The sequence below is a fragment of the Novilysobacter viscosus genome, assembly GCF_046600715.1.
In the GTDB taxonomy this organism is placed as follows: Bacteria; Pseudomonadota; Gammaproteobacteria; order Xanthomonadales; family Xanthomonadaceae; genus Lysobacter_C; species Lysobacter_C viscosus.
This window is the reverse complement of the sequence record NZ_JBJMAV010000005.1, coordinates 18,026-34,799: the sequence shown is the minus strand read 5'-3', so window position 1 is coordinate 34,799 and position 16,774 is coordinate 18,026. Positions and strand designations below refer to the sequence as shown.

15 protein-coding genes are annotated in these 16,774 nt (G+C 71.1%); 7 read left to right on the top strand and 8 right to left on the bottom strand.

Translation table 11 applies throughout. The features are described from left to right. The first annotated feature begins 19 nt into the window (after positions 1 to 19). The gene (locus ACJQWL_RS09025) at positions 20 to 889 is read left to right on the top strand and encodes a thiol:disulfide interchange protein DsbA/DsbL (RefSeq protein WP_411300853.1); all 870 of its coding nucleotides are present in this window, start codon (positions 20 to 22) and stop codon (positions 887 to 889) included. An 11-nt stretch (positions 890 to 900) separates the two neighbouring features. Beyond that, a complete protein-coding gene (locus tag ACJQWL_RS09020; protein WP_330969975.1) occupies positions 901 to 1,689 on the top strand; it encodes an endonuclease/exonuclease/phosphatase family protein in 789 nt (262 codons plus the stop codon). Between the two features lie 154 nt (positions 1,690 to 1,843). Here the strand turns inward: ACJQWL_RS09020 and ACJQWL_RS09015 are convergent, their stop codons facing one another. Beyond that, positions 1,844 to 4,723 (bottom strand): TonB-dependent receptor, encoded by a 2,880-nt coding sequence (locus tag ACJQWL_RS09015; protein ID WP_330969974.1) that lies wholly within the window; start codon positions 4,721 to 4,723, stop codon positions 1,844 to 1,846. 159 nt (positions 4,724 to 4,882) lie between these two features. Further along, positions 4,883 to 5,704, bottom strand: coding sequence for a sulfite exporter TauE/SafE family protein (locus ACJQWL_RS09010; RefSeq protein ID WP_411300852.1), 822 nt, complete (start codon positions 5,702 to 5,704; stop codon positions 4,883 to 4,885). Between the two features lie 233 nt (positions 5,705 to 5,937). Here ACJQWL_RS09010 and ACJQWL_RS09005 point away from each other — a divergent pair, with 233 nt between their 5' ends. Genes ACJQWL_RS09005 through ACJQWL_RS08990 form a run of 4 tightly spaced genes read left to right on the top strand, consistent with a single transcriptional unit; the run spans position 5,938 to position 10,439 of the window. Next, positions 5,938 to 7,848: a lytic transglycosylase domain-containing protein gene (locus ACJQWL_RS09005; protein ID WP_330969249.1), complete on the top strand. Its 1,911-nt coding sequence runs from the start codon at positions 5,938 to 5,940 to the stop codon at positions 7,846 to 7,848. 1 nt (position 7,849) lies between these two features. After that, complete coding sequence (locus ACJQWL_RS09000) at positions 7,850 to 8,761, top strand: complex I NDUFA9 subunit family protein (RefSeq protein ID WP_330969248.1); 912 nt, start codon at positions 7,850 to 7,852, stop codon at positions 8,759 to 8,761. Between the two features lie 49 nt (positions 8,762 to 8,810). Next, complete coding sequence (locus ACJQWL_RS08995) at positions 8,811 to 9,188, top strand: PH domain-containing protein (protein ID WP_330969247.1); 378 nt, start codon at positions 8,811 to 8,813, stop codon at positions 9,186 to 9,188. 24 nt (positions 9,189 to 9,212) lie between these two features. Further along, entirely contained in the window at positions 9,213 to 10,439 is a 1,227-nt protein-coding gene (locus ACJQWL_RS08990) for a multifunctional CCA addition/repair protein (protein WP_330969251.1), read from the top strand. Positions 10,440 to 10,621: 182 nt separating this feature from the next. Here ACJQWL_RS08990 and ACJQWL_RS08985 read toward each other — a convergent pair whose 3' ends face one another. Together ACJQWL_RS08985 and ACJQWL_RS08980 are read right to left on the bottom strand one after the other, a co-directional pair. After that, positions 10,622 to 11,068, bottom strand: a complete 447-nt coding sequence (locus ACJQWL_RS08985; protein ID WP_330969246.1) for a VanZ family protein — start codon at positions 11,066 to 11,068, stop codon at positions 10,622 to 10,624. Beyond that, entirely contained in the window at positions 11,065 to 12,249 is a 1,185-nt protein-coding gene (locus ACJQWL_RS08980) for a class I SAM-dependent methyltransferase (protein ID WP_330969245.1), read from the bottom strand. Before ACJQWL_RS08980 ends, ACJQWL_RS08985 begins: the two co-directional genes overlap by 4 nt. A gap of 100 nt (positions 12,250 to 12,349) precedes the next feature. On the opposite strand from ACJQWL_RS08980, the gene ACJQWL_RS08975 reads away from it, so the two are divergent. Further along, the gene (locus ACJQWL_RS08975; protein ID WP_330969244.1) at positions 12,350 to 13,105 is read left to right on the top strand and encodes a pteridine reductase; all 756 of its coding nucleotides are present in this window, start codon (positions 12,350 to 12,352) and stop codon (positions 13,103 to 13,105) included. Between the two features lie 232 nt (positions 13,106 to 13,337). On the opposite strand, the gene folK is transcribed toward ACJQWL_RS08975, so the two are convergent. From folK to tsaD, 4 genes are all read right to left on the bottom strand, one after another. Continuing rightward, positions 13,338 to 13,835: a 2-amino-4-hydroxy-6-hydroxymethyldihydropteridine diphosphokinase gene (folK, locus tag ACJQWL_RS08970; RefSeq protein ID WP_330969243.1), complete on the bottom strand. Its 498-nt coding sequence runs from the start codon at positions 13,833 to 13,835 to the stop codon at positions 13,338 to 13,340. Further along, entirely contained in the window at positions 13,832 to 15,121 is a 1,290-nt protein-coding gene (locus tag ACJQWL_RS08965; RefSeq protein ID WP_330969242.1) for a mechanosensitive ion channel family protein, read from the bottom strand. The genes folK and ACJQWL_RS08965 overlap by 4 nt, the downstream gene beginning before the upstream one ends. Positions 15,122 to 15,124: 3 nt before the next feature. Further along, positions 15,125 to 15,484: a dihydroneopterin aldolase gene (gene folB, locus ACJQWL_RS08960; protein WP_330969241.1), complete on the bottom strand. Its 360-nt coding sequence runs from the start codon at positions 15,482 to 15,484 to the stop codon at positions 15,125 to 15,127. A 73-nt stretch (positions 15,485 to 15,557) separates the two neighbouring features. Continuing rightward, a complete protein-coding gene (tsaD, locus tag ACJQWL_RS08955; protein ID WP_330969240.1) occupies positions 15,558 to 16,604 on the bottom strand; it encodes a tRNA (adenosine(37)-N6)-threonylcarbamoyltransferase complex transferase subunit TsaD in 1,047 nt (348 codons plus the stop codon). Between the last annotated feature and the right edge of the window lie 170 nt (positions 16,605 to 16,774).

The following is a 16,774-nucleotide window of genomic DNA, read 5'->3' as shown; positions in this document are numbered from 1 at the left end:
CCCTGCGGAGATCCACCCCATGAACCTGCGCCTGACCCATCCCGCCCGCTCCGGCCTGATTCTCACCGCCCTGCTGGCCCTGGCGGCCTGCAGTTCCCAGGACGGGCCTGCCCCGGGCGAGCGCGCCGACGCGCCGGCCGCCACCCCCGCCCAGACCGACAGCCAGGCGCAGGCGGGCGATGACGCACCCGCCACCCCGCCCGCACCCGGCGAAGCCGCGCCGCTTCAGGGCCCCGCGCCCGTCGCCGGCGTGGAGTACTTCGAGATCGCCGGGGGCCAGCCGTTCGCCCCCGGTCCGGCGGGGACCGTGGAAGTGGTCGAGGTGTTCGGCTACACCTGCCCCGCCTGCGCCCGGTTCGAACCGCTGGTGGCGGCATGGAAGGCCCGCCAGCCGGCGTACGTGCGCTTCACCCCGGTTGCCGCGCCCTTCGGCGGTTACTGGATGCCCTACGCCAAGGCGTTCTATGCGGCCGATTCGATGGGCCTGCGCGAGAAGACCCACGACGCGATGTTCCAGGCCATCCACGTGGACCGCAGCCTGCCGGTGCAGGGCGTGACCGACGAGCAGGTGGCCGCGTTCTACGCCGGCCACGGTGCCGACGCGAACGCGTTCGCCGGCGCGATGTCCAGCTTCGCGGTTGACGCGCGGATGAAGCGGGCCGCCCAGTTCCTGCAGCGCAGCGGCGTGGACGCGACCCCGACGATGGTCGTGGATGGCAAGTACCGCATCGCCGGCGGCATTCCGTACGAAGACGTGCTGCGCATCACCGACCACCTGGTGGCCCGCGCCCGCGCCGAGAACGCGCCCGTGGCGCCGGCGGCCGAGGCCGACGCGACCGACGCCGACGCCGACGCCCCGGCACCCGACAGCGACGGGGCGGCCGGCTGACGCCACCCCGCATGGCCGACACACGCGCACCGGTAACCGCGCCGGAGCCACGCCGGCTCAAGCTGCTCAGCGCCAACATCCAGGCCGGCTCCAGCACGCGCGGTTACCACGACTACGTGGCACGCAGCTGGTCGCACGTGCTGCCGGCCGGCAACAAGCGCGGCAGCCTGGACGCGATCGCGCGACTGGCGGGCACCCACGACATCGTCGGCCTCAACGAGAGCGATCCGGGGAGCCTGCGCTCCGGGTTCACCAACCAGACCCACTACCTCGCCCAGGCGGCCGGGTTCGACTACTGGAGCCACCAGCCCAACCGCCGCGTCGGCGGGGTGGCCTCCAGCGCCAACGGCCTGCTCAGCCGGCTCGAGCCGCGCGAGGTCATCGACCATGCCCTGCCCGGCCGGATCAGCGGCCGCGGGGTGCTGATGGCGCGCTTCGGGCAGGGCGACGAAGGGCTGCTGATCGCCATCGTCCACCTCTCGCTGGGCGCGGCCTCGCGCGCCTCGCAGCTGTCATTCGTGGCCGAGCTGCTGCACGACCACCCCAATGCCGTGCTGATGGGCGACTTCAACTGTCCGGTCGACCGCCCCGAGATGCAGGCGCTGTTCCGCAACACCCGCCTGCAGCCGCCGGAGTGCGTGGTGCCCACCTTTCCCAGCTGGCGGCCGCAGCGCGCGATCGACCACATCCTGATCGGCGACGGCCTGAGCTGCGCCAACGCCTGCGCGATGCCGGCGGCGTTCTCCGACCACCTGGCGCTGTCGCTGGACCTGCAGATCCCCGAGGCGGCGTTGCGATAGGGCGGGACAGGTGGACCCGGGATTCGCGGCACCCTCTGGTTCCAGGTGCTCTGGTTCCAGGTGTTCGTGCAGGTGATCTGGTTCCAGGTGCTCCAAACAGGAACGGCCGGTGGGATCCACCGGCCGTTCCGTCTTTCCATTACTCAGCGGTTGATCAGAAGCGCAGATCCGCCCTCACGTAGAAGAAGCGCCCACCCGGAATGTCGTAGGTGGATGCGTCATAGCCGTTGAGCGAGCAGGACAGGCAGATCGGCGGGTCCTCGTCGAACAGGTTGTTGGCGCCCGCGGTCAGCTGCAGGCCCTTGAGGAACTCGAAGCGGTAGCCCACCTGCAGGTCGTGGTAGGTGATGGCCGGCAGCTCGTTGGTGCCCGCCGCCTGGTTGCTGCAGATCGGAAACGATGCAGCTCCGCCGCAGTCCTCGGTCAGGTCGGAGATGTGCCGCGCCGTCCACGACGCGTTCCAGTTGCCCGCGCGCCAGTCGATGGTGGCGTTGGAGGTCCACTCCGGGATCGAGCTGTCGGCGACCTCGATGCCCACGCCCTGCGGCTGTGGCTGGCCGGCGGCGCCGATGGCCTCGTAGCGGGTCACCACGGTGTTCTGCCAGATGAACTTGAAGCGGCCGAAGTCGGTCTCCGGCAAGGTCCAGAACACGTCCACGTCCCAGCCGTCGGTGTTGATCGAGCCCAGGTTGGTCAGGCGGTTGCTGAAGCCGACGATCGCGCCGGTCGTGCCGCGGTCGATGCCGTTGCAGAAGATCGGATCCAGGGTGGCAACGCACTGGTCGAGCTGGGTCTGCGCATCGATCGCCTGGACCGCGCCGTTGATCTCATGGCGGTAGAACGTCACCTCCAAGTCCAAGCTTTCCGACCACGGCACACCGCTGCCGAACGCCGGGCTGAACACCATGCCGGCAGTGAAGCTGCGGGCCTCCTCGGGCTCCAGTTCGGCGTTGCCGCCGGTGGTGACCGAGATCTGGGTGTTGATCTGTTGCGCGCCAGGCGGCACGCCCAGCACGGCACAGTTGGCCGGGTTGCCGGTGGGCGGGGAGCCGTCGGTGCCGATCAGGCAGGGGTCGAAAAGCTGCAGGTCGGCGCGGCTGTCGGAACCGAACAACTCGCCGATCGACGGCGCGCGGAAGCCCTCGGCGTAGGTCGCGCGCAGCAGCAGCTCGTCGGCCACCTGCCAGCGCAGACCGTATTTGGGCGTGAACTGGCCGCCGAAGGTCGAATAGTCGGAGTAGCGACCGGCCAGGCTCAGGTCCAGGCTCTTGCCGAATGCGCCCTCGCGGATCAGCGGCGCGTTGAGCTCGACATAGACCTCGTTCACGTCGTACTCGCCGGCCGTGGGCAGCGACGGCACGCCGTTGTAGTCGCCGCGCACCGTGAGCGGGTCCGGGTTGTAGGAGCCTTCGTACTTGCGGTACTCGTAGCCGGTCGCGAACGAAAGCGGGCCCGTCGCCATCTGGAACAGGTCGCCCGTGAGATTGGCGCTGAACTGGTCGAGGCTTTGCTCGCTGCGGTCGCGGACCACCGGCTGGATGTAGCCCAGCATCGCTGCGGTGATCGTGCCCGGGCCGCCGAAGAGATTCAGCGGTACGCAGCCCGGGGTGGCGGCGCAGACGGCCGGATCGCCCAGCGCGGTGGCGATCTTGCGGATGTCGTAGCTGCCGTAGTTGGTCTGCTCGGCCTCGTTCTCGCTGAGCGCCAGGTTGACGTCCCAGAAGAAGGTGCGCTCGGTGCCGAAGCTGCCTTCCAGGCCGGTGGCGAAGTAGCGGGTGTCGACTTCCTGCTCGAATCGACGCGGCCCGCCTTCCACCGGACGCCGGCCGACCAGGATCAGGTTGTCAGCCGAGTCCAGGTCGAAGCCGAACGGGTTGAAGGGGTTCTGGGCCGAGATGACGATGTTGTCGGCCAGCGGATTGCCAGTGCCGGCACCGGCGCCCAGGAACAGCGGCTCGGGGGCGGCCTGGTTTAGCGATTGGCGACGGTTGACCAGGGCCTTGGCGTAGGCGTGGATGTTGTCGTTGAAATAGAAGCGGAACTGGCTGAAGACGCCGGTGCGCTCGGAGGGGGTCAGCAGCAGGTTGAACTGCGAGAAATTGAAGCGGTCGGCGGTGGTGAAGCAATGGAACCCGTCGGTGCGGTCGCAACCGGTCTGGGTGGGATCGTAGATCGGGCTGGTGTTGCCGGTGTTCGGCGTCAGGTTGAGCGTGGCGCCGGTGTTGGGGTCGGTGAAAATAAAGCGACCGGTCGGCGTGGCCGAACTGCCGAACGCCACGCCGGTGCCGGGGACCGGGAACGCGGACTGCGCGCGGGTGCGCGAGAAGATCGGGTCCTGCTCCACGTGGCTGGCACCGATGAAGAAGTTGCTGCGGTCGGTGTTGAAGCCCCACGCCAGGTCGATGCCCTGGGTGGCGCCGTCGCCCTCGCCGTACTCGCCGTAGTTGAGGGTGACCTGGCCGCCCTCGAAGTTGCGCCGGGTGATGATGTTGACCACGCCGGCGATGGCGTCGGAGCCGTACAGAGACGAGGCGCCGTCCTCCAGTACCTCGATGCGCTCTACGATCGCCAGCGGAATGGTGTTGAGGTCCGTCGCCGCGCCAACGCCGGACGCCGACGACTCGCTGACCCAGCGCATCCCGTCCACCAGCACCAGGACGCGCTTGGGCCCGAGGTTGCGCAAGTCGACCTGGGCCGAGCCTGCACCGACGCCGTCGCCGTTGGGCGAGAAGCCGAAGTTGCCCGACGAGTTGAACTTGGTGTTGAGCGCCGAGCCCGACCCGGTCAGCTCCTGCAGGATGTCGCCGATAGAAGTCAGGCCGGTGCGATCGATGTCCTCGCGGGTGACGGTCTGCACCGGCACCTGGCCCTCGATCTCGGCGCGCTTGATGCGCGTGCCGGTGACCTGGACGGTATCGAGCGTGGTGGCGTCGTCGGTTGGCGGTGCATCCTGCGCCACCGCAAGGCCCGGGAGGGCGAGCAGCAGCGATACGTGGATGGCGCGCGTCAAGGCGTGGCGGCGGTGCGCTTTCATGAATCTCTCTCCGTAGAAAAACAGTGAAAAGACATCAGTCGATGTCGAAAAACCGCCCCCCCCTGCCGAGCGGTGTCACGGGGTTGTAAACAATTCGTGAACGCACCACAAGCGCCAGAGGGCCCCGGGGCTGTCAGCGCACACGTGCCGGCCACCACCCTAGCGGGTGGCGGCCAGGGCCAGTGCGACGGCCAACAGGAAGGCGGCGAACAACCGTCGCAGGGCACTACCGGACAGCCGGTGCGCCAGCCGCGTACCCCACGGCGCCGCCAGCACCGAGGCCATCGCCACGCCGATCGCGGCAGGCAGGTACACGTAGCCCATCGCGTACGCCGGCAGCGCGCCGGCCGGTGCGTGCAGGGCGTAGCCCGCGGCGCTTGCCAGGCCGATCGCCACGCCGCATGCCGAAGACGTCCCGACCGCGCGCACCGGCACCACGCCGCGCCACACCAGCAGCGGTACGGTCATGCTGCCGCCGCCGATCCCCACCACGGCAGACACCGCACCGATCGCGCTGCCGGCCGCGGCCATCGGCCAGCCACGCGGCGGCGGGACCACCGGCCCACCCGCGCCGCGTCGCGAGCCGCCCAGCAGCTGCGCGGCGGCCAGCAGGCAGTAGCCGGCGACGATCCAGCGCAGCACCGCGCCATCGATCCCCACCGCGACAGCGCTGCCCAGCCATCCGCCCAGCAACAACCCCGGCACCATCCATGCCACGGTCGGCCACGACACGCTGCCGCGCCGTGCGTGCGCACGCGCCGAGGCGGCGGCGGTCAGCACGATGCTCGCCAGCGAGCTGGCCAGCGCGGCATGCATCGCCGCTTCAACCGGCACGCCCATGGAGGGCAGCAGCCACGCCAGTGCCGCCACCAGCACCAGCCCGCCCCCGACGCCCAGCAGGCCCGCGAGCACGCCGGCCACGGCGCCCAGCAGCAGGAACACCCCCCATTGCGCAGCCAGCTGCGTCCAGTCCATATCCATCGCGCGTCGCGCCTCCCGCGCTGTCGGACAGGGTCCCGCGCTGGTGCGCCCGTCGCACCGCCGCTTCATAGTGGCCCGGTTATAGTCGGCCGATGCCTGCCCGCCCCCTGTCCATCCTAGTCGTCGCGCTGGCCGCGGCCTTTGCCACCAGCGCCTGTGCCCAGTCGCCCGCCCCAGAACGTGCGGGTGCACCTGCCACGTCGAGCCCGTCGCCGCCCCCATTGAAGTCATCGATGCCGCCGTTGTCGGACCCCCGGCTGGGACAGGTGCGCGTAGCCCTGGAGGCGGCCGAGCGTGGCCGCTTCGATGCCGCCGCCAACGCCGGCCTCGCCGACCACCCGCTGTACGGCTGGATCGAGCTGGCGGACCTGCGCCGCGATATCGACACACTGCCGCCGTCGCGCGCGCTCGCGTTCCTGCAGCGCTACCGCGGCCAGGCGGTTGCCGCCGCGTTCCGCGAGAGCTGGCTGGTGTCGCGTGCCCGCACCGAGGACTGGAGCGGCTACCTCGCCGCGTGGGAGCCGGGGATCGAGGACACCGCCCTGCGCTGCCACGCACTCAACGCGCAGCAGGTGCTTGGGCGCGTCGAAGGCGACTGGTCCGCCGAGGCGCAGGCGATCTGGCGCAACAGCGGCACGTCGCTGCCCAGTGCGTGCGACCCGGTGTTCGCCGCGCTGGAGCGCCGTGGCGGCCTGGCGCCGGCGTTGCGCTGGGAGCGGTTCGACAAGGCCGTGGCCGAGTGGCAGCCCGGCGTGATGCGCAGCATCGCGCAGGGGCTGCCGGAAACCGAGCGCGCGCTGGCCATCGACTACGCCGCGTTCCTGGACGCCGTGCACCCGCGCGCGCTGGACTGGCCGAAGACCGAACGCAGCCGCCTGGTCGCGTCGCACGGCCTGGCCAAACTGGGCAAGGACGACCCGGACCGGGCCGAATCCCTGCTGGCGCCCCATGCACAGGCGCTGGGCTTCACCGAGGCCGACCGCGGCCGTGCGATGTACCAGATCGCGCTGTGGACAGTGGCGTCCTACCTGCCCGACTCCGCGCGCCGGCTCAACCTGGTGCCCGAGGCAAGCTACGACGCGCGCCTGCACGAATGGCGCGCGCGCGACGCCATGGCGCGCTCGGACTGGCCCGCCGCGCTCGCCGCGATCCGCCGGATGGGCGCCGACCAGCGCAGCGACTCGCGGTGGCAGTATTTCGAGGCGCGGCTGGCGGCGATGACCGGTGACAACGCCACCGCCGACCGCCTGTACCGCGCGGCCGCGCGCCAGCCCGAGTTCCATGGCTTCCTCGCCGCCGACCGCCTCGACCAGCCCTACGCCCTGTGCCCGTGGCAGGTGCAGGCGGCGCCGGCCGAACGCGCGGTGGTGGTGGGTGATCCCGCGATCGTGCGTGCGATGTCGCTGCAGCGCATCGAGCGCCACGGCCCGGCGGTGGCCGAATGGCGCGAGGCGATGTCGCGGATGGATGACGCGCAGCGTCGCATCGCGGTGGAGTACGCGCAGGCCAACGGGTGGTACGACCGGGCCGTGTTCGCGCTGGGCCGCGGCCAACCGGAGGAGCTGCGCCTGTACCACCTGCGCTTCCCGCTGGACCACGCCGCCACCATCCGCCGCGAATCGGCCAAGTACCGGATCGATCCGGCGTGGGTCGCCGCCGAGATCCGCGCCGAGAGCATCTTCAACCCGCGCGCGCGCTCGCCCGCCGACGCGATGGGCCTGATGCAGGTGCTGCCGTCGACCGGCGCGGCGGTCGCCCGCCGCTACGGCATTCTCTACGGCGGTACGTCCAGCCTGTATGACGCCGACACCAACATCGCGCTGGGCACCGCGTACCTGCGGCAGATGATGGACGAGTACGGCGGGCAGCCGTACTGGGCGATTGCCGGCTACAACGCCGGCCCGGCCCCGCTCAACCGCTGGAAGAGCCAGCGACCGGGGATGGACCCGGACTTCTGGATCGAGACGATCAGCTACAAGGAAACCCGCGAGTACGTCGCCCGCGTGCTGGCCTTCAGCGTGATCTACGACTGGCGCCTGGGCGGCGACGCGTTGCGGTTGAGCGACCGCATGCGCGGGCGCGTGGATGGACCGCGCAAGGGCTTCGCCTGCCCGGCGCCGGTGGCGGCTGCGACCGGCGGCTGACATGACGGCGATCCGCCAGCACGTGGTGGTCCTGGGTGGTACCGGCTTCGTCGGCCATCACCTGGTGCCGCGGCTGCTGGCCGACGGCCACCGTGTCACCGTCCTCAGCCGCGGCATCGGCGACGCGGCGCGCGCGCGCTTCTCGCGCGACGCCAGCCTTATCGAAGGGGACGTGCACGACCGCGCGTTCCTGGGCGCGGTGATGGATGATGCCGACGCCGTGGTCAACCTGGTCGGCATCCTCAACGAGCGCGGCGACGACGGCCTGGAGTTCAACCGCGTCTTCGTGGAGCTGCTCGACACGCTGGTCGATGCGATGCAGGCCAACGGGGTGCGGCGGCTACTGCAGATGAGCGCGCTGCACGCCGGCGACGGCGACAGCCATTACCTGCAGGCGCGCGGCCTGGCCGAGGCGCGGGTGCGCACGTCGGGGCTGGACTGGACGCTGCTGCGGCCGTCGGTCATCGCCGGACCCGGCGACGGGTTGTTCTGCCGCTTCGACGGTCTGCTGAAATACCTGCCCGTGATGCCGATCGGTGGCGCCGAGGCCTGTTTCCAGCCGGTATGGGTGGGCGACGTGGCCGAAGCCTTCGCGCGCGCGTTGGCCAACCCCGCCAGCGTCGGCCAGAGCTTCGACCTGGTCGGCCCCGACCGCTACACCCTGGGCGAGATCGTGCACATGACCGCTGCCGCGCGCGGGCGCCACCGTCTGGTGGTATCGCTGCCGCCGGCGCTGGGCAGGCTGCAGGCCGAGGTGGGCGAGCACCTGCCCGGCAAGCCGATCAGCCGCGACAACTGGCGGTCCTTGCAGCTGGACTCCACCAGCGACAACAACGGACTGCCCCGGCTGGGGATCACCCCGACGGCGGTCGCCCCGCGCCTGCCGCAGATCCTCGGCCTCGACGCCGGCTGAGCCACGCGCCAGCATCGACCCCAAACCCCGCCCAACCGGAGCGCCGACGATGGGACTGCTCGACACATTGCTGGGCCACGCCAGCGACAAGCCGCTGGATGACGTGGCCGCCGATTTCCAGCCGCTGCTCGCGCCGGGCGAAACCGTCCAGCGTGCGTTCGGGCTGGTGCGCGACCTGATGGTGTTCACCGACCGCAGGCTGGTCCTGGTCGACCGGCAGGGCGTGACCGGTCGCCGCACCGAGTACCTCAGCCTGCCCTACCGCAGCATCGTCATGTATTCGCTGGAAACACCCGCGCACTTCGACCTTGAGGCCGAGCTGAAACTGTGGGTCTGCGGCCAGCCCCAGCCGCTGGTGCGCAGCCTCGGCCGCAGTGCCGGCGCCGAGGACATCCTCGCCGTGCTCGCCCAGCACGTCTCGCGCTGAGCGATGGGCGACCCCACCCACGCGATGGAGGTGTACCTCGTCGGCGGCGCGGTGCGCGACGCACTGCTCGGGCTGCCCCCGGGCGACCGTGACTTCGTCGTCGTCGGCCAGACCCAGCAGGCAATGGAGACCGCCGGTTTCAAGCCGGTGGGGCGCGACTTCCCGGTGTTCCTGCATCCGGACACGGGCGAGGAACACGCGCTGGCGCGCACCGAGCGCAAGTCCGGCCGGGGCCATCGCGGGTTCGTGGTGGATGCCGACCCCTCGGTCACCCTGGAGGCGGACCTGGGCCGGCGCGACTTCACCATCAACGCCATCGCGCGGCGCGACGACGGCACGCTGGTCGATCCGTTCGGCGGTGCGCGTGACATCGAGGCGCGCGTGCTGCGCCATGTCGGCGACGCGTTCGTCGAGGACCCGCTGCGCGTGCTGCGCGCGGCGCGGTTCATGGCCCGCTTCGCGCCGCTGGGTTTCAGCATCGCGCCGGAAACGATGGCGCTGATGCGGCGGATGGTGGAGACCCGCGAGCTCGCCGAACTCACCCCGGAACGGGTGTGGCAGGAACTGCGCCGCGCGCTTGCCGCACCGGCGCCGTCGGCGTTCCTGCGCTCGCTGCGCGACTGCGGCGCACTGGCCGTGGTGCTGCCGGAAGTCGACGCGCTGTACGGCGTCCCGCAGCGCGCGGAGTACCACCCCGAAGTCGATACCGGCACCCACGTCGAGCTGGTGTGCGACGTGGCCGCGCGGCTGGCGCCGGGCGATGACGTCGTCGGCTTCGCCGCCCTCGTGCACGACCTGGGCAAGGCGCTGACCCCGGCAGGCGTCCTGCCATCGCATATCGGCCACGAGCGCGCCGGCGTGGCACCCCTGCGTGCGCTGTGCGAACGGCTCAGGGTGCCCACCGCGCACCTGCAGCTGGCCGAGGCCGCGTGCCGCGAGCACCTCAACGTGCACCGCTTCGACCAGTTGCGCGCGTCGACGGTGCACGACCTGGTCGCGCGCTGCGACGGCTTCCGCCGACCCGAGCGCATCGATCCGCTGGCCACCGTGTGCGAGGCCGATGCGCGAGGCCGTACCGGCCTGGAAGATCGCGACTATCCGCAGGCCGACGGGTTGCGCGCGGCGCATGCGGCAGCATGTGCGGTGAAGGCGGGCGACGTGGCCGAAGGCCTCAGCGGCCCGGCCATCGGCGAAGCCCTGCGGCGCGCGCGCATCCAGGCGATCGCGCATGCGACCGGCAAGCGGCCCTAAGGGAAAACCGCGTGGCGGCGATTGAGTTCAGTCGGAGCCGCTTGAGCCTCGATGGGAAACCGTCCCGTGCCTTTTCAGGAGCGACGTAAGTCGCGATCCCGCTGCGGGGACAAAACGGTCGCGACTCACGTCGCGCCTACAACGCTCGGACTGATGCGTTGCGGCCGCCGCTGAAGCGGCTCCTACAGGGGACGCGGCGCGGACACGGGCAGCCGCGACTCCAGCCACTGCAGCCCGTGCGCCACCGGTGTCGCACCCAGCAGCAGGCCGCCGACGATGCCCAGCGTGTTGGCGAACACGTCGGCAACCTCGGCCTGGCGCGTGGCGGTCAGGAAATGCTGCGCCGCTTCCACGCCCACGCCGACCACCAGCAGCAACAGCGCCGCCAGCGACCGGGCCCGTGGGCTGGCGAAAAGCATGGAGGCGAAGGTGGACACGCCCAGGTAGGCGCCGAAGTGCAAGGCCTTGTCGAGTTGCGGGAGCTCGGGCGCCGGGACTGCCGGGGCCGGCAGCACCGATACGGCGACCATTGCCGCGATCGCCAGCAGCCACAGCACAACCCACCAGCGCGCGAGCCGCAGCGGCCTCATCGCCGGCATGCGGTGGCGCAACGTGGCGGACGCGCTCACAACCGGAAGCTCAGGTCGCCCACCAGGAACGCGGTACCGAACTCCACATCCTTCTGGAACCCCATCACCCCGAAACGCTCGCCCATGCCGCTGGGCAGTGTCAGCTTCTTGACCTCCTCGGTACGGCGCAGGCGCTCGGTGTCCTCGGCAATGCGTTCGATCCGTTCCAGCACGCCGGCCAGGCCGTTGCCAAGCAGGAAACTGGCCTGGCTGCAGTAGCCGGCGAAGTCGAAGCCCGCCGATACCCCGGCTTCGGCCAGCGCGGTGAAATCGACCGACGCGGTGATGTCCTGCAGGCCCGGCCAGCGCAGCGGGTCGTCGTGCATGCGGTGCCGGTGGAAGGCCCGCAGGGTGCCTTCGCAGCGTCCGGGCTGGTAGAACTCCGCGCGCGGGTGGCCGTAGTCGACGAACAGCATCGCGCCGCGGCGCATCCCGCCCGACACCGCCTGGATCCAGTACGGCAACTGCGGCAGCACTTCGGAGCGGTAGCCCTCCGGCAGTGCGCGCTCCAGGCGGCGTTCGACGTGTCGCACCGCATTGGACAGGAAGCCGTCGGCCGGGCGGTCGACGCGGGCGAATGCCTCCCCGTTGCAGGCCACGTGCTCCTCCGTCACCTCGCCGCCGGCGATGGCGAAGCGCGGGGTGGGCAGCGCGTCGATCACCTCGTTGGCGAACACCACCCCCTCCCACTCGTCCGGGAACGGCGTGTCCGGCCACTCGACCAGCTCGAACAATGGCGGCGACAGGCGGTCGCGGAGGGTCTCGCGCTGGCGTTCGCGCAACTGGGCGCTGGGTTCGAGGATGGCGTAGCGGTCCGGCAGCGCATCCAGTTCCATCAGCCGTTTGAGCGCCACCGCGGCGAACGCTCCCGTGCCTCCGCCAAGCTCGAGGAACCGCGCCTGTGCGCCGAGCTGGCGGAGCACCGGCGCCAGCGCCTCGGCCATGCAGGCGGCGAACACCGGGCCCATCTCGGGCGCGGTGGTGAAATCCCCGGCCGGCCCGAACTTGCTGGCGCCGGCGCTGTAGTAGCCCAGGCCGGGCGCGTACAACGCCAGCTCCATGAAGCGCGAGAACGGCACGGCCCCGCCGGCCGCGGCAATCTCCGCGCGGATGAGGTCCGACAGGCGCGCGCTGTGGGCGGCGGCGGCGGCGTCGGGCTCGGGCAGGTCGAAGGGCTTCATGCGGCGGGCTGGCAACAGGGGGTGCGGTCGCGCAGGATAGCCGCTCGGATGCGAACGCCCGGTCCGAGGGCACCGCATCGCCGTTCCGGAAATCCCCTCGATGCCCGACTCCCCCGTCGCCCTGGTCACCGGTTCCGCCCGCCGCATCGGCGCGGCGATCGCGCGCGCCCTGCACGCGGCCGGCTACGACCTCGCCCTGCACTACCGCAGCTCGTCGGCCGAGGTCGACGCGCTCGCCTGCGAGCTCGAGAACGAGCGTGCCGGCAGCACCCATGCACTGCAGGCGGACCTGGCCCAGTTCGATCGCCTGCCCGAGCTGGTGGCGGCCACGGTGGGCCGTTTCGGGCGGCTGGACGCGCTGGTCAACAACGCCTCGGGGTTCTTTCCCACGCCGATCGGCCAGGCCACGCCGGCGCAGTGGGATGCGCTGTTCGCGACCAATGCGCGCGCACCGCTGTTCCTGTCCCAGGCCGCTGCCCCGCACCTGGCGCGCACCGGCGGCGCCATCGTCAACCTGGCCGACCTCTACGGCGAGCGCCCCCTGGCCGGCCATTCGATCTACTGCATGGCCAAGGCCGCGCTGCTCATGGGCACGCGCTCGCTGGCACTGGAACTGGCCCCCGCCGTGCGCGTCAATGCGGTGTCGCCCGGGGCGATCCTGTGGCCGGAAGATCCGGTCGAAGGCGGTGACGCCAGCGATGCCGCGTCCCGCCGCGCGATGCTGCAGCGCACGCCGCTGGCGCGCACCGGCGCGCCGGAGGAGGTCGCCGAGGCGGTTCGCTGGCTGCTGCAGGACGCGACCTACTGCACCGGGCAGGTGATCCACCTGGATGGCGGGCGCCGGCTGGCGGTCTGAAGTGCGACCCTCGCCTACAGCGCTTTGTGCAGGAGCGGCTTCAGCCGCGATCGCTGTCCCGAAGACTCCATATGTAGGAGCGACGTGAGTCGCGACCTTCGTGGTTCCGTTGAGTTGACGGTCGCGACTTACGTCGCTCCTACAACGGAATCGCAAGATGCGCGGCGCTCGCGGCTGAAGGGCCGCTCCTACGGGCGGCCCGGCAAGCCCCGGGCTTCCGGGCGGGGGGTTCTCAAAGCGACACGACTTCAGGCGCCACGTCGCGCTCGGGATGCTCGGCCCACAACGCCGCCAGCGTGCGCCCGGTGCCGGGCACTTCCACGTCGGGGGCGATGTCGGCCAGCGGGCGCAGCACGAAGGCGTGCCGCAACTCCGGGCGCGGGAGTTGCAGGTGCCCGGGCCCGGACATCACGCGGTCGTCGAACAGGACGATGTCGATGTCCAGGGTGCGGTCGCTCCAGCGCGGGCCGCTGCGGTCGCGACCGTGCGCATCCTCCAGCGCATGCAGCCAGGCGTTGAGCGCGTAAGGGTCGGTGGCGCACTGGACGACGGCGGCGGCGTTGAGGAAGTCGGCGCCGTCGAACCCCACTGCCCGCGTGCGGTACACCGGTGAAACCAGCACGTCGCCGAAGTGCTCGCGCAACGCCTCGATCGCGCTGCGCAGGTTGGCCTCCGGGTCGAGGTTGCTGCCCAGGCTGAGGTAGGCGCGACCGGGGGTGGCTGGGCTCATGCGGGGGCCTCGTGCGTTCGCGGTTGCGGTTGCGGTTGCTTTCGCGGTGACAGCGCGTCCACCGCGGCGGCCACGTCCGCCCCGCCCGGCTGCTGGAACAGCCGCAGACCGAATTCGGGCAGCACCGCCAGCAGGTGGTCGAAGATGTCGGACTGGATGTCCTCGTACTCGCCCCACGCCGTGGTGGCGGTGAAGCAGTACACCTCCAGCGGGATGCCGGTGGCGCCCGGGTCGAGCTGGCGCACCAGCAGCGTCATGTCGCCCCGCACGCGCGGGTGCGCGCGCAGGTAGGCGGCCACGTACGCGCGGAACGTGCCCAGGTTGGTGACGCGCCGGGTGTTGACCGGGTCCTTGCCGCCGGCGGCGAGCTCGGCGTTGTAGGCCTCCAGCTCGCGGCGCTTGCCGTCCAGGTAGTCGTCGATCAGCGCGATACGGCGCAGGCCGTCGCGTTCCTCCGTCGACAGGAAGCGCACCGAGGCCTGGTCGACCAGCAGCGCGCGCTTGATCCGCCGCCCGCCGGCCTCGCTCATGCCGCGCCAGTTCTTGAAGCTGTCGCTGATCAGCCGATGGGTCGGGATGGTGGTGATCGTCTTGTCCCAGTTCTGCACCTTGACCGTGTGCAGCGCGATGTCGATCACGTCGCCGTCGGCCTGCAGCCCGGGCATCTCGATCCAGTCCCCGACCCGCAGCATGTCGTGGCTTGACAGTTGGATCGACGCCACCAGCGACAGGATCGTGTCCTTGAACACCAGCAGCACCACCGCGGTCATCGCCCCCAGGCCGGTCAGCAACACCAGCGGCGAGCGGTCGATGAGGGTGGCGACCACCAGCACCCCGGCCACCAGGAACACCACCAGCTTGGCCACCTGCAGGTAGCCCTTGACAGGCCGTCTCCGTGCGAGATCGCCGCGGCTTTCGTAGAGGTCGTTGAGGGCGTTGAACAGGTTGCCGATCGACAGGGCGATGGTGAGGTAGATGTACGCCAGCGCGACGTTGTGGACGACCGAGACGGCCACCTCCGGCAAGCCGGGTATCCCCAGGATGCCCACGCCGATGATCAGCGCCGGGACCACGTGCGCCAGCCGCGACAGCACCCCGCGCGCCATCAGCGCGTCATCCCAGTCCAGGGGGGACGCCAGCGCCACCCGCGCCACCAGCTTGAGCAGGATCCGGCGGGTGATCCAGTTGGCCAGCCACGCCGCCAGCAGCAGCCCGGCCAGCGGCAGCCAGGTCGACGCGTGGGGAAGCCCGGCCAGCGGGCGGGCGAGGTCGTAGAGCCGGTCCATGCGCTACAGGGTAGCGGCGCTGCGCTCGATCACCACCCCGACCGCACGCGCACCGCGCACCGCGCCGGGCTTGCGAAGCTTGAGCCGCACGCGCTGCACCCCGAACTCCTCGAGGATAATCGCCGCCACCCGTTCGGCCAGGGTCTCGACCAGGCCGCAGTCGGAACCCGATACGTACTGGATGACGCGCTTGCTGACGGCCTTGTAGTTGAGCGTGTCGGCGATCGCATCGCTGGCCGCCGGGATGCGGTTGTCGAACGCCATCTCGATGTCGAACACCAGCGGCTGGCGGATTCGCCGCTCCCAGTCGTAGATGCCGATCAGCGCCTCGATCTCGAGGCCTTCGATGAAGACGTGGTCCATGGGGTGGCGATGCGAATGGGCAGTGGGGAATGGGAACACTACCCCGGCGTCACTGCGGGCGCAGCGCGGAGGATCAGGGCGAGGGCGAGGGCTGTGCCTGCAGTGCGGGCAGGCTGGACATGTCCCAGCGCGGGGTGACACGCACCGAAGCGTCTTCGGACTGCCCCGCCTGCAGGCGCAGCGCACCGGCGAAGGCGATCATCGCGCCGTTGTCGGTGCAGAACGCCGGGCGCGGGAAGCCGACCCGGCCGCCCCTGCGCCGGGTGATCTGCTGCAACCGCGCGCGCAGCCGGCGGTTGGCGCCGACGCCGCCGGCCACCACCAGGGTCTCGCACCCGGCCGCGTCCAGCGCCCGCTCGCACTTGATCGCCAGGGTCTCGACCACCGCGTCCTCGAAGCCACGGGCGATGTCGGCCCGGGTGGTCTGGCCCTGGTCACTGTTCTTCCAGGCCAGCAGCACCTGGGTCTTGAGGCCACTGAAGCTGAAATCCAGCCCGGGGCGGTCGGTCATCGGCCGCGAGAAGCGGTACGCGCCCGGGCGGCCGTGCTCGGCCAAAGCCGCCAGCTGCGGCCCGCCCGGGTAGGGCAGGCCCATCAGCTTGGCGGTCTTGTCGAAGGCCTCCCCGGCCGCGTCGTCCAGGGTCTCGCCGAGCAGGCGGTACTGGCCGATCGCCTCCACCGCCACCAGCTGGGTATGGCCCCCCGACACCAGCAGCGCCACGAACGGCGGCTCCAATGGGCCCTCGTCGGTCTCCTCCATCAGCGGCGCCAGCAGGTGGCCCTCCATGTGGTGGACCGCCACCGCCGGCACCTCCAGTGCCCACGCCAGTGAACGGGCGACGCCGGCGCCGACCAGCAGGGCACCCACGAGGCCGGGGCCGGCGGTGTAGGCCACCCCGTCCAGGTCGCCCACGCCCATGCCCGCCTCGGCCAGCGTCTGGCGGACCAGCGGCAGCAGCTTGCGGACATGGTCGCGGCTGGCCAGTTCCGGCACCACGCCGCCGTATTCGGCGTGCAGCGCGACCTGGCTGTACAGGGCATGCGCCCGCAGCCCGGTGGCCGTGTCGTAGACGGCCACGCCGGTTTCATCGCAGCTGGTTTCGATACCAAGGACTTTCATGGGATGTGATGGGAATGGGGAATGGGGGGCGAACCGGGGAGCGGGAGGAAGGTGGGCGAGGCGCCCCACTTTCCTTGCGGGAGGGCAGAGGGGCCACCCCGCCTGCCCCCGGGGGCCATCATTCGCCACCCCGGCCACAACTTGCATCCGCCCGAGGCACCCCGCTATCA

Excerpts from the sequence above, each read along its gene's own strand:
- ACJQWL_RS08990 (WP_330969251.1), top strand. The coding sequence starts at position 9,213 with ATGGAGGTGTACCTCGTCGGCGGCGCGGTGCGCGACGCACTGCTCGGG.
- folK (WP_330969243.1), bottom strand. The coding sequence starts at position 13,835 with ATGAGCCCAGCCACCCCCGGTCGCGCCTACCTCAGCCTGGGCAGCAAC.
- ACJQWL_RS09015 (WP_330969974.1), bottom strand. The coding sequence starts at position 4,723 with ATGAAAGCGCACCGCCGCCACGCCTTGACGCGCGCCATCCACGTATCG.
- ACJQWL_RS09000 (WP_330969248.1), top strand. The coding sequence starts at position 7,850 with ATGACGGCGATCCGCCAGCACGTGGTGGTCCTGGGTGGTACCGGCTTC.
- tsaD (WP_330969240.1), bottom strand. The coding sequence starts at position 16,604 with ATGAAAGTCCTTGGTATCGAAACCAGCTGCGATGAAACCGGCGTGGCC.
- ACJQWL_RS09005 (WP_330969249.1), top strand. The coding sequence starts at position 5,938 with ATGCCGCCGTTGTCGGACCCCCGGCTGGGACAGGTGCGCGTAGCCCTG.
- ACJQWL_RS08975 (WP_330969244.1), top strand. The coding sequence starts at position 12,350 with ATGCCCGACTCCCCCGTCGCCCTGGTCACCGGTTCCGCCCGCCGCATC.
- folB (WP_330969241.1), bottom strand. The coding sequence starts at position 15,484 with ATGGACCACGTCTTCATCGAAGGCCTCGAGATCGAGGCGCTGATCGGC.
- ACJQWL_RS09025 (WP_411300853.1), top strand. The coding sequence starts at position 20 with ATGAACCTGCGCCTGACCCATCCCGCCCGCTCCGGCCTGATTCTCACC.
- ACJQWL_RS08980 (WP_330969245.1), bottom strand. The coding sequence starts at position 12,249 with ATGAAGCCCTTCGACCTGCCCGAGCCCGACGCCGCCGCCGCCGCCCAC.
- ACJQWL_RS09020 (WP_330969975.1), top strand. The coding sequence starts at position 901 with ATGGCCGACACACGCGCACCGGTAACCGCGCCGGAGCCACGCCGGCTC.
- ACJQWL_RS08995 (WP_330969247.1), top strand. The coding sequence starts at position 8,811 with ATGGGACTGCTCGACACATTGCTGGGCCACGCCAGCGACAAGCCGCTG.
- ACJQWL_RS08965 (WP_330969242.1), bottom strand. The coding sequence starts at position 15,121 with ATGGACCGGCTCTACGACCTCGCCCGCCCGCTGGCCGGGCTTCCCCAC.
- ACJQWL_RS09010 (WP_411300852.1), bottom strand. The coding sequence starts at position 5,704 with ATGGATATGGACTGGACGCAGCTGGCTGCGCAATGGGGGGTGTTCCTG.